Here is an 11,377-nt window from a genome sequence, read left to right as displayed (position 1 = left end):
AGACGCGGCCATGGAATCGTTCTTCTCTCTCCTGCAGAAAAACGTCCTCAGCCGGCGTTCATGGACCACCCGCGAGCAGTTACGCATCGCGATCGTGACCTGGATCGAGAGGACCTATCACCGTTGACGACGGCAAGTCCGCCTGGGGCGTTTGACGCCGATCGAGTTCGAGACCACCATGACCAAAGACGTCGCCCTCGCGGCGTGACTAATAACTGTCACCTACTCATGCAGCAGACCCACATGCGCACTCCCGCCGAGGTCGAAGCCGACTACAACGCTGGCCTCAACAGCCCCTTCGGAACACTCGTTTCCCAAACCGCCCGATAGGAACGAAACTCAGAGCGAATCAAAGCGCTCCCGGGCTGGCTGCACTTCTCCGATCATCACAGGCACCACTCCGTGAGCGGAGCCCCGCCCATCAGCAGGATCGACAACAACCTGCCTGGACATCACATCTAGCGGAGGGTCTTGTCGTGCGCAGACGTCGGATCGTCGGTGTCCGCCGTCGCCGCCAGCGAGTCGAAGAACTGGCGCAGGGTCTCGCGCTCTTCGGCCGTCAGCCCCGCCACCACGTCGAAGCGGCGGGCGTGGCTGCGTCCCACGCTCGCACGGGCCGAGAGGCGGGTCTCGTCGGTGACCTCGATGGCGAGGCTCCGCCGGTCGCTCGGGTGCGGGAGCCTGCGGATGTGACCCCCGTCCGCCAGCCGGTCGAGGAGCTTCGTCGTGGAGGCGGTCGAGATGCCGAGATGCGCGGCGATGGCGCCAGGCGTGACGACGACGCCCTGGCGGTGGGCCGCGATGAGGAAGCGGAGCGCGTGCATGTCCGACTCGCCGAGCCTCATGTAGCGCTGGGAGGCCTCGTTCATGGCGCGCTCGGCCGCGCGCCAGCGGCTCATGGCCTCGAGGACGGCCACGACCTGGGCCAGTTCCTCTTCGGAAAGATGCGATCGGCGCACGAGCTCCTCGTCCGGGTCCATCGTGCGCGGGTCGTGCATCACAACGCGCGACGATCCCCGTGGTGTCCGCTCGGCCATGCGTACGAGATTACTCGACAGCGGCTAGACATTATGCTCATCATGTAGCTAGCCTGGCTAGCAATCAAGATCTGGAGCAAAGTGGACGACACCCTCGAGCGCGTGATCCTGCTGGACGAGCAGGGGCAACCCTGCGGCGCTGCCCCCAAGCACACCGTGCATCACGCGGACACTCCGCTGCACCTGGCCTTCTCGTGCCACGTCACCGACGAAAGCGGAAGGGTCCTGATGACGCGCCGCTCGCTCGCCAAGAAGGCGTGGCCCGGCACCTGGACCAACGCGTTCTGCGGTCACCCGCAGCCGTTCGAGCCCGTGCCGGACGCCGTGGCCCGGCGAGCGGAGGACGAGCTGGGACTCGTCATCGCCGATCTGCGCCTCGTGCTGCCGGACTTCCGCTACCGCGCCGTCGACGCTTCGGGCGTCGTCGAGAACGAGGTGTGCCCCGTCTACACCGCGCGGGCGGTGGGAGCGCAGGTGCTCGACCCCGAGGAGGCCATGGACGCCCGCTGGGTCGAGCCGCACGAGCTCGCGGCCGCGCTGCAGGCGGCGCCCTGGGCGTTCAGCCCGTGGCTCGTCCTGCAGGCGCGCGAGCTCTCGGCGGCCGACGGCCACATCACGGCGGCCGCATGGCGGCGGGAGGGGGAGCGGTGACCGTGACGACGACCGAGCCGGCGCTGGAGGACGCGATCGAGGGCTACTTCGCCGCCCGCATCGCGCGCGCGGAGACGATCGGCTCGCACACCGCCCAGCTGTGGCGGCGCGCGGCCGAGGCCGCTCGCGGCGGCAAGCGGCTCCGCCCCCGCCTCGTGCTGCTCGCGCACGACGCGCTGGGCGGGCGCGCCCGCCGGTCCGCCGTGACGGTCGCGGCGGCCTTCGAGGTGCTGCACAGCGCGCTGCTGCTGCACGACGACGTCCTCGACGGCGACCTCGTCCGCCGCGGGCGCGCCAACCTCTCCGGCGAGTTCGCCGACACCGCGCTCGAGAGCGGAATCGGATCCGAGGCGGCGACCGCCTGGGGAGCCGCGTCCGGCCTGCTGGCGGGCGACCTCCTGCTCAGCGGCGTCCACGCGATGATCGCCCGCATCGACAGCCCCGCCCGTCCGGAGATCCACGAGATCGTCGACGACGCGGTGTTCCTCACCGCCGCCGGTGAGCACGACGACATCGGCTTCGCGCTCGGCACGGTGCCGGCCGAGGCACGCGACATCTGGCGGATGATGGAGCGCAAGACGGCCGCATACTCGTTCGCCGCGCCGCTTCAGGCCGGCGCCGCGCTCGCCGGAGCCGACGCGTCCACCGCGCAGACGCTGGCGCGGATCGGCACGGGGCTCGGTCTCATCTATCAGCTGAGAGACGACGTGCTGGGCGTGTTCGGGCAGGAGGAGCTCACGGGCAAGAGCGCGACGGGCGACCTGCGCGAGGGCAAGCGCACGCTGCTCATCGCCTTCGCCTCTCGCGAGCCGGCGTGGCAGGAGGTGGCGCACCTGCTGGGCCACAGGTCTCTCGAGGCCGAGGACGCCGACCGGCTGCGGCAGGCGATCGTCGCATCCGGCGCGCGGGCCGCGGTGGAGGAGCTCATCGCCGAGCAGCTGGCCCAGGTGGACCAGGAGCTGCTGTCGTCTGGCCTGCCCGAGGAGCTGCGAGTGGAGCTGCACGCCATCGGCCGCATGTGCGCGGAGCGCGACGCATGACCGGTCCCACCGGCCTCGCCCTCTACACCCGCACGGCGCGGGCATCGTCGGCGCGCGTCATCGGCGCCTACTCGACGTCCTTCGGCCTCGCGAGCCGCCTGCTCCCGCGACCGGTGCGCGGACGGGTCGCCGACGTCTACGCCCTCGTCCGCGTCGCGGACGAGATCGTCGACGGCCCTGCGACCGAGGCGGGGATGGGTGGCGCCGACAAGCGCGCGGTCCTCGACGCGCTCGAGGCGGAGACGCTCTCGGCGATCGAGCATGGCTTCAGCGCGAACCTGGTCGTGCACGCCTTCGCCGTCACCGCGCGGGAGACCGGCATCGGTCCCGAGCTGCTCCGGCCGTTCTTCCGGTCCATGCGGATGGACACGCGCGAGATTCCCGCGCTCGACGAACAGGCGTACCGGCGGTACATCCACGGCTCGGCCGAGGTCGTCGGCTCGATGTGCCTGCGCGCCTTCGCGACGGAGGACCCGCGGCTGCGCCTCGACGACGAGCTCGAGGAGGGCGCTCGCCGTCTCGGCGCCGCCTTCCAGAAGGTGAACTTCCTGCGCGACCTCGCCGACGACGTGGAGCGCCTCGGCCGCGTGTACCTGCCCGGGGTCGACCCCGGGCGCTTCACCGACGCCGACAAGGACCGTGTCGTGGACGAGATCGCCGAGGATCTGGACGTCGCCGCCCGCGCCGTCGTGCGGCTGCCGCCGGCATCGCGGCGCGCGACCGCCGCGGCCGCGGCGCTGTTCGGCGAGCTGAACGAGCGGCTGCGTGCCACGCCCGCGGCAGAGCTGCTGCGGCGACGGGTGTCGGTGCCGACGGCGGTCAAGCTGCGCCTCGTCGCCCGCGCCGCGCTCGGGCGGGTGCCCGCATGACCGCGCGGCGGCGCGTCGTCGTCATCGGCGGCGGCATCTCAGGCCTCGCGACCGCGGCGCTGCTCGCGCGCGAGGGCGACGACGTCACCCTCGTCGAGGCGCGCGACGAGCTCGGAGGGCGCGCGGGCCGCTGGTCGTCCGACGGCTTCGTGTTCGACACCGGCCCGTCCTGGTACCTCATGCCCGAGGTGTTCGACCACTTCTTCCGCCTCCTCGGCACCTCGTCCGCGGAGCAGCTCGACCTCGTGCGCCTCGACCCCGCGTACCGCGTCTACTTCGAGGCCGAGCCGGAGCCGTTCGACCTGCCCGGCTCCGACGCCCGCGACGCGCTCGTGTCGCTCGACCCGGCCGCCGCCGACCGCCTGGACGCCTACCTCGCGTCGGCCGCCGAGACCTACGACCTCGCGACGTCGAAGTTCCTGTACAGCACCTACGAGTCGCTGCGACCGCTGCTCGGACGCGACACGCTGGCCAAGCTGCCGCGCCTCGCCCGGCTCCTCGGCGAGCCCCTCGACCGCTTCATCCGGCGGCACACCGACGACGTCCGCGTGCAGCAGGTGCTGGGATACCCCGCGGTCTTCCTCGGGACGTCGCCCGCCGCGGCCCCCAGCATGTACCACCTCATGAGCCACCTCGACGTCGGGCAGGGCGTGCTGTATCCGCGCGGCGGCTTCGGCGCGGTCATCGACGCGATCGCGCGGCTCGCCGAGAGTCGCGGCGCCGAGCTGCGCACGGGAACCCGCGCTCGCCGCATCACGGTCCGCGGGGGAGTCGCGACCGGGGTGGACGTGGAGCGCGCCGACGGCGCCGTCGAGCACCTGTCGGCGGACGTCGTCGTATCGAGCGCCGACCTGCACGTGACCGAGCAGCGCCTGCTCGCCCCCGAGCATCGCAGTCGTCGCGAGTCGTGGTGGGAGTCGCGCGACCCGGGGCCGGGCGCGGTGCTCGCGCTCCTCGGAGTGCGGGGAGAGCTGCCCGAGCTCGCGCACCACACGCTCTTCTTCACGCGGGACTGGGAGCGCGGCTTCGACGCGATCTACGGCTCCCGGCCGCACATCCCCGACCCGGCGTCCATCTACGTCTGCCGGCCGAGCGCCACCGACGACGTCGCGCCCGAGGGCCACGAGAACCTGTTCGTGCTCATCCCCGTGCCCGCCGATCCCGGCATCGGCGAGGGCGGCCTGGACAGCGGCGGCAGCCCCGCCGTCGAGCGGGCCGTGGACGCGGCGGTCGACCAGATCTCCTCGTGGGCGGGCGTGCCCGACCTGCGCGAGCGGATCGTCGTGCGCCGCAGCATCGGACCGGCCGACTTCGAGCGCGAGTACGGCGCGTGGCGCGGCGGGGCGCTCGGACCGGCGCACACGCTGCGTCAGAGCGCGGTGCTGCGCGGCAGCAACGCGTCGTCTCGCGTCGGCGGCCTGCTCTACGCGGGGGCGACGACCATCCCCGGGATCGGCCTGCCCATGTGCCTCATCAGCGCCGAGCTCGTCGTCAAGAGGCTGCGCGGCGACCTCTCGGCCGGCCCGCTCGAGGAGCCCCGATGAGCCTCGTGTACCTCGGCTGCCTGCTCGTGTCGCTCGCCGGGGTGGTCGCGCTCGACCTGCGCCACCGTCTCTTCCTCGGCAGGTCACCGCTCCGCGCGATCGCGATGCTCCTGGCGGGGACGGCGTTCTTCCTGGCATGGGATCTCGCGGGCATCGGCCTCGGCATCTTCTTCCGCGCGGAGACGTCCTTCATGACCGGCGTCCTGCTCGCTCCCGAGCTGCCGCTCGAAGAGCCGGTCTTCCTGCTGTTCCTGTGCGAGCTGACGATGGTGCTCGCGTGCGCCGCCGACCGCCTGCTCGACCGGCGCGCGTCGCGGGGACGAGGTGAGCGCTCGTGACCTACGCCCTGCTGTGCGCCGCCTTCCTCGCCGCCGCGCTCGTGATCGCCGTGCTGCTGCGGCTCACGGCGCCCGCGTCGGCCCGTCCCTCGCGGCCGTTCGCCCCGCAGGCGCTCGCCGCGGGCGCGCTGATCGTGCTCACCGCGGTGTTCGACAACGCGATGATCGCGGCCGGCCTGTTCGCCTACGACGACGCCCGCATCTCCGGGCTCCGCGTCGGCGCGGCGCCGATCGAGGACTTCGCCTACCCGCTGGCGGCCGCCGTCCTGCTGCCGGAGCTCTGGCGGCGCATCCGTCCCGGGGGACGGGAACGACCGCGGGACGCGGGGCGCTCCGCGCATCCGGCGCCGTCGGTCGGCGAGCAGCCCGTCGGGCGCCGAGCGGAGGGCGAGCGATGATCCGCGACCTCCTGATGGCCTCGCGTCCGCTGAGCTGGATCAACACCGCCTACCCGTTCGCCGCCGCCTACCTGCTGGCGGCGAGAGAGGTCGACGCCGCGCTCGTCGTCGGGACGCTGTTCTTCCTCGTCCCGTACAACCTGGCGATGTACGGCGTGAACGACGTGTTCGACCACGCGTCCGACCTCGCGAACCCGCGGAAGGGTGGGGTGGAGGGGGCGCTGCTGCCCCCGAGCCGCCATCGGGCCGTTCTGATCGCCGCCGCGGTGGCGTGCCTGCCGTTCGTCGCGCTGCTCGTCGTCTGGGGATCGCCGCTGTCGTGGGCCGTGCTCGCGGTCAGCCTCTTCGCGGTGGTCGCGTACTCGGCGCCTCCGTTCCGCTTCAAGGAGATCCCGGTGCTCGACTCGGCCACGTCGAGCGTGCACTTCGTGAGCCCCGCCGTCTACGGCGTGGCCCTCGCCGGCGGGGACTTCGACGCGCGGCTGCTCGTCGTGCTCGCCGCGTTCTTCCTCTGGGGCGTCGCGAGCCACGCGTTCGGCGCGGTGCAGGACGTCGTCCCCGATCGCGCGGCGGGCATCTCGTCGATCGCGACCGCGTTCGGCGCCGCACCGACCGTGCGGCTCGCGATCGCGTCGTGGACCGCCGCCGCCCTGCTGATGCTGACGGCCGGCCCGCCGGGAGCCTGGGCGGCGCTGCTCGCGCTGCCGTACGTGTGGATCGCCGCCCCCTTCTGGAGCGTCGCCGACGACGAGTCGGGGCGCGCAAACCCCGGCTGGCGCCGGTTCCTCTGGATCAACTACGTCTGCGGCTTCGTCGTCACGATCCTCCTGATCGTCTTCGCGATGCAGACAGCCTCATGACCGCCCTCGACCCTGGAGATCCTCCCGTGGACACCATCGAAACCGTCGTCCCGTTCGCCTCGCCCGCCACGCGGGCGGGAGAGCCCTACGCCACAGCCCCGCAGCGCTACGACGGGCTGTTGCTGGCGGGCTTCGGCGGACCGGAGGGGCAGGACGACGTCATCCCCTTCCTGCGCAACGTCACCCGCGGCCGCGGGATCCCCGACGAGCGCCTGGAGGAGGTGGCGCACCACTACCGCCACTTCGGCGGAGTGAGCCCGATCAACGCGCAGAACCGTGCGCTCAAGGCCGCTCTCGAGGCGGAGCTCGCGCGCCGCGGGATCGACCTGCCGGTCTACTGGGGCAACCGCAACTGGGCGCCCTACCTCGACGACGCGGTGCGCGAGGCGGCGGACGACGGGCGGCCGCGCCTGCTCGCGTTCGCCACCAGCGCGTACAGCTCGTTCTCGAGCTGCCGGCAGTACCGCGAGGACTTCGCGCGCGTGCTCACCGACACCGGCCTCTCCGGAACGGTGACGATTGACAAGATCCGCCAGTTCTTCGATCACCCGGGCTTCGTCGACTCGTTCGTGCCCGGCGTGGTCGACGCCCTCGCCGAGCTGCGCGGCGCCGGGGGAGCGGCTCCCCGCGTGCTGTTCACCACGCACAGCATCCCGATCGACGACGCTCGCCGCTCCGGGCCGAGCGAGCTCGGGCTCGGCGACGGCGGAGCCTACGAGGCCCAGCACCGCGCCGTCGCGGAGGCGGTGATGCAGCGGGTCGTGCAGCGCGACGCACGGATGGCCGACGTCGAGTGGGAGCTCGTCTACCAGTCGCGCTCGGGCCCCGCCTCGCAGCCGTGGCTCGAGCCCGACATCTGCGACCGGATCGCCGAGCTGCCGGCCGAGGGGGTCAAGACCGTCGCCATCGTGCCGATCGGCTTCGTCAGCGACCACATGGAGGTCATGTGGGACCTCGACAACGAGGCCCTCGAGGCGGCGGAGGAGGCGGGGATGCGCGCGATCCGCACCCCCACCCCGGGCGTGGACCCGACGTTCGTCACCGGCATCGTGGATCTGGTCGAGGAGCGGATGGCGGCCGTTCCGCGCGAGGAGCGCGTCCACGCGACCGAGTACGGCCCGTGGTTCGACGTGTGCCGGCCCGCGTGCTGCGAGAACGTCCGCTCGGGCTTCCGCCCTGCGGCGGCGGGCATCGCGCCGTAACCTCGCACCGACGGCGGCGGTCGGCACGACAGGACCGCAGGACGCCTCCGGCGCGGCAGAAGACCAAGACAGACCAGCGAGCACGGTGACAAGACGAGGAGGTGGGCGACATGGCCCACGACGAGCGGTCCTTCCCTGCGGACGCGCTGAGCGCCCCCACTGGCGCCGAGGACGCGTTGAGCGCCGTGCGACGACCCGACGGCGAGCCGCCGCGCGTGCTCGTCCTCGGCGCCACCGGGTACCTCGGCGGCAGGCTCGTGCCGCGTCTGCTGAACGGCGGATACCGGGTGCGCGTCCTGTCCCGCTCGTCTCAGCGGATCGCGGCGCTGCCGTGGGTCGAGGACGTCGAGGTCGTCGAGGGCGACGCGGCCGACGCCGAGGCGATGGGGCGCGCGGCCTCCGACGTCGACGTGCTGTACCACCTGGTGCACTCCATGACGAGCGGACGCGGCTTCGCCGACACCGACCGCACGATCGCCGAGAACGTCGCCCGGCGCGCGGCCGAGCACGGCGTCTCGAGGATCGTGTACCTCGGCGGCCTGCATCCCGAGGGTGTGGAGCTGTCTCCTCACCTCGCGTCGCGCACCGAGGTCGGCGACATCCTGCTCGCGTCGGGAGTGCCGGCCCTCGTGCTGCAGGCGGGCGTGGTGATCGGATCGGGCTCCGCATCATTCGAGATGGTGCGCCACCTGACCGACGTCCTGCCGTACATGCCGGCCCCGAGGTGGGTGCGCAACCGCATCCAGCCAATCGCCGTGCGCGACGTGCTGTACTACCTGCTGGCCGCGGCGCGGGTCGACCCCGAGCTGAGCCGCGCGGTGGACATCGGCGGGCCCGACGTGCTGCGCTACGGGCAGATGATGAACGGCTACGCGGTCGAGGCCGGGCTCCGCCAGCGCGGGATCGCCGCCCTGCCGGTGCTGACCCCGCGCCTCGCCTCGCACTGGGTGGGTCTCGTCACGCCCGTGCCGCGGCAGATCGCGCAGCCCCTCGTCGAGTCACTGCAGCACCCCTGCGTGATGGCCGACCACGCGATCGACGAGATCATCCCGCCGCCGCCGGACGGGCTGACCGGATACCGCGAGTCGGTGCGCCTCGCGCTCGGGCGCATCGAGATCGACCAGGTGGAGACGAGCTGGGTCGACGCGACGGTGTCCCGCGCGCCCAGCGACCCGCTGCCGAGCGACCCCGAGTGGGCCGGCCGCACCGTCTTCACGGACCGTCGGACCCGCAGGACGACGGCCGACCGCGACGCGGTCTGGTCGGTCATCACGCAGATCGGCGGCGCCAACGGGTGGTACTCGGCATCGGCGCTCTGGGCGCTGCGCGGCTGGCTCGACCGCATCGTCGGAGGCGTCGGCCTGCAGCGCGGGCGCCGGACCCGCTCGCGTGTGGTCGCGGGCGACGCGATCGACGTCTGGCGCGTCGAGGCTGTCGACCCGGGGCGGCTGCTGCGCCTGCGGGCGGAGATGTGGACGCCGGGGAGCGCCTGGCTCGAGCTCGGCATCGAGGACGCGCCGGACGGCGTCTCGTACTGGCAGCGGGCGGTGTTCTTCCCGCGCGGTCTCGCGGGCCGGCTCTACTGGCTGGCCATGCTGCCCTTCCACGGCCTGATCTTCAGCGGCATGGTGAGCCGCATCGTCTCGACCGCCGAGAAGGCGGGTACCGAGAACGCAGCGTGATGTGATGTCCAGGGAGACTATGAGAAGCGAGGGCCTCGGGTTGTGAAGTGGAGCTGTCGAGCGCAGCACCTTCACGAACCGGGAGGAACTTACGTTCCACGCTAACGTTATAACTCCACTCGCCAGCCGCTTGGTCCGGTCGCTGCGGGTGCGCCACTCTCTCCGGCGCACCAGGGTGTGCGTCCTACGGTGACCGTAGACGTCATCGTTCTCTGCAGGCAGCAACGCGACTTTCGGTACCAGCGGCGGGATCCTGCGAATGCAGACTGAAAGGCGGCGGACTTGGGGGTAGCGCGATAGCCGCGTGAAGTGAGCAACCCGTGAACTGCCTGTATCAGGACGCGACAAATGAGTCCGACCCTGAAACGACCCCGGTATCTCATTCATGCCCCGGCTCATATCGATCGAGGCGGTCGATTTCCCTCGCGAAGAGATAAACTGGGGCCTTGAGGATCCCATCGGCCTCGCGCAGTCAGACGTTTTCCCTCGGCAGTCGCTTCACCTCCACCGTCGTGTCTGAAACGATGTCGTGGCGGCGCGGCGTCGCCGGTCTCACCCGCAGCAGCCAAGTCACATACGAGGCCCCTGGACAGCATCATCGGTGCGATAGCCCGTCTCGGTGAGTATCCGCAATGCCCACTCACGCACTCTGGCGAGTTCATCCTCGTCGTGGAGTTCTCTCCTTGCTCGAAGATTGGAATGACAGTTCGATTCGTTCGTTCCGTCCGTCCCCGACAATCGTCATCGGCGGGCTGGGCTGACCTGCGACGACGCCCCGGCGGTCAGGCCAGGACGCCGGCCAGGAACGCCGCCTGGCGCTGCCACTGCACGCCGATCCCGCCCTCGTGTCCGTTGAAGGGGTAGTCGACGATCTCGGCGGGGCCGGCCCAGTGGTTGCGGGCGGCGTAGACGGTGGAGGGCGGGCAGGTCTGGTCCATCATCGCCGCGGAGAACAGCGCCGGTGCGGACGCCCGCTTGGCGAAGTTGACGCCGTCGATGTACGACAGCGTCGAGAGCGTCTGCTCGACGGCACCGCGGTGCACGGCGAGGTAGCGGACGATCTCCTGGTACGGCTCGCGGTCGGTCAGGCCGACGGCGCGCTCGAAATGGCAGAGGAACGGCACGTTCGGCATCGCGGCGACGAGTCCCTCGCACAGCCCGGCCGCCGCGATGGCCAGGCCCCCGCCCTGGCTCGTGCCGGCGACGGCGATCCGGGCGGGATCGACCTGGTCGAGCGAGCGGACGGCGTCCACCGCCAGCACCGCGTCGGCGATCACGCGGCGGTAGTAGTAGTCGTCGGGGGAGTGGATGCCCCGCGTCATGAATCCCGGCACGGCCGGCGCCGAGCCGTGCGGGTCGGGCGTGGACCCGCCCGTGCCCCACATCGCCCCCTGGCCGCGGGTGTCCATCAGCAGGTGGGCGTAGCCGGACGCCGCCCAGGCGAGCTGCTCGTGCGGCAGGCCGCGGCCGCCGCCGTAGCCGATGTACTCCACGACCGCGGGCAGCGGCCCCTCTGCGTTCGCCGGCAGGGTCAGCCAGGCGGCGACGGGGTCTCCGCCGAAGCCGGAGAACGTGACGTCGTAGGCCTCGATCACCCGCAGCGGGCCGTCGACCCGCCGCACTCGGACGGGCTCGGCGAGCGCGCGCGACTCGCGCAGCGTGCGCTCCCAGAAGGCGTCGAAGTCCGCTGGCTCCGCGACCTCCGGGCGGTATGCGCGCAGCTCGGCGGGGCTCAGATCGAATCGGGGCATGGCGG

At 72.0% G+C, this 11,377-nt stretch carries 11 protein-coding genes and 2 pseudogenes; 11 read left to right on the top strand and 2 right to left on the bottom strand.

Annotation, left to right across the window (positions count from 1 at the left end):
• Together NHL53_RS12000 and NHL53_RS11995 are read left to right on the top strand one after the other, a co-directional pair.
• Positions 1-208, top strand: a pseudogene (locus tag NHL53_RS12000) (IS3 family transposase); the annotation flags it as partial.
• 146 nt (positions 209-354) lie between these two features.
• Positions 355-462: pseudogene (locus NHL53_RS11995) on the top strand (IS481 family transposase); the annotation flags it as partial.
• On the opposite strand, the gene NHL53_RS11990 reads toward NHL53_RS11995, so the two are convergent.
• Positions 459-998 (bottom strand): MarR family winged helix-turn-helix transcriptional regulator, encoded by a 540-nt coding sequence (locus NHL53_RS11990; protein WP_433777102.1) that lies wholly within the window; start codon positions 996-998, stop codon positions 459-461. The pseudogene NHL53_RS11995 and the gene NHL53_RS11990 overlap by 4 nt on opposite strands.
• Before the next feature lie 120 nt (positions 999-1,118).
• Between NHL53_RS11990 and idi the strand changes: the two genes are divergently transcribed.
• The 9 genes from idi (at position 1,119) to NHL53_RS11945 (ending at position 9,621) form a co-directional block, all read left to right on the top strand.
• Positions 1,119-1,688, top strand: a complete 570-nt coding sequence (gene idi / locus NHL53_RS11985) for an isopentenyl-diphosphate Delta-isomerase (protein ID WP_433777101.1) — start codon at positions 1,119-1,121, stop codon at positions 1,686-1,688.
• On the top strand, positions 1,685-2,728 hold the full coding sequence (locus NHL53_RS11980) for a polyprenyl synthetase family protein (RefSeq protein WP_433777100.1): 1,044 nt from the start codon (positions 1,685-1,687) through the stop codon (positions 2,726-2,728). The genes idi and NHL53_RS11980 overlap by 4 nt, the downstream gene beginning before the upstream one ends.
• Complete coding sequence (locus tag NHL53_RS11975) at positions 2,725-3,597, top strand: phytoene/squalene synthase family protein (protein ID WP_433777099.1); 873 nt, start codon at positions 2,725-2,727, stop codon at positions 3,595-3,597. Before NHL53_RS11980 ends, NHL53_RS11975 begins: the two co-directional genes overlap by 4 nt.
• On the top strand, positions 3,594-5,141 hold the full coding sequence (crtI, locus tag NHL53_RS11970) for a phytoene desaturase family protein (RefSeq protein WP_433777098.1): 1,548 nt from the start codon (positions 3,594-3,596) through the stop codon (positions 5,139-5,141). Before NHL53_RS11975 ends, crtI begins: the two co-directional genes overlap by 4 nt.
• Positions 5,138-5,479, top strand: a complete 342-nt coding sequence (locus NHL53_RS11965; RefSeq protein ID WP_433777097.1) for a lycopene cyclase domain-containing protein — start codon at positions 5,138-5,140, stop codon at positions 5,477-5,479. The genes crtI and NHL53_RS11965 overlap by 4 nt, the downstream gene beginning before the upstream one ends.
• A complete protein-coding gene (locus NHL53_RS11960) occupies positions 5,476-5,877 on the top strand; it encodes a lycopene cyclase domain-containing protein (protein ID WP_433777096.1) in 402 nt (133 codons plus the stop codon). Before NHL53_RS11965 ends, NHL53_RS11960 begins: the two co-directional genes overlap by 4 nt.
• Positions 5,874-6,737: a prenyltransferase gene (locus NHL53_RS11955; protein ID WP_433777095.1), complete on the top strand. Its 864-nt coding sequence runs from the start codon at positions 5,874-5,876 to the stop codon at positions 6,735-6,737. The genes NHL53_RS11960 and NHL53_RS11955 overlap by 4 nt, the downstream gene beginning before the upstream one ends.
• On the top strand, positions 6,734-7,939 hold the full coding sequence (locus NHL53_RS11950) for a ferrochelatase (protein WP_433777094.1): 1,206 nt from the start codon (positions 6,734-6,736) through the stop codon (positions 7,937-7,939). Before NHL53_RS11955 ends, NHL53_RS11950 begins: the two co-directional genes overlap by 4 nt.
• Before the next feature lie 110 nt (positions 7,940-8,049).
• The gene (locus NHL53_RS11945) at positions 8,050-9,621 is read left to right on the top strand and encodes an SDR family oxidoreductase (RefSeq protein ID WP_433777093.1); all 1,572 of its coding nucleotides are present in this window, start codon (positions 8,050-8,052) and stop codon (positions 9,619-9,621) included.
• A gap of 782 nt (positions 9,622-10,403) precedes the next feature.
• Here the strand turns inward: NHL53_RS11945 and NHL53_RS11940 are convergent.
• On the bottom strand, positions 10,404-11,372 hold the full coding sequence (locus NHL53_RS11940; protein ID WP_433777092.1) for an acetylxylan esterase: 969 nt from the start codon (positions 11,370-11,372) through the stop codon (positions 10,404-10,406).
• Positions 11,373-11,377 lie beyond the last annotated feature (5 nt).

This window comes from Microbacterium sp. gxy059, from assembly GCF_050958665.1.
Classification (GTDB): Bacteria; Actinomycetota; Actinomycetes; order Actinomycetales; family Microbacteriaceae; genus Microbacterium.
Note: the sequence above shows the minus strand (reverse complement) of the source record. Positions and strands in the feature narration are given on the sequence as shown.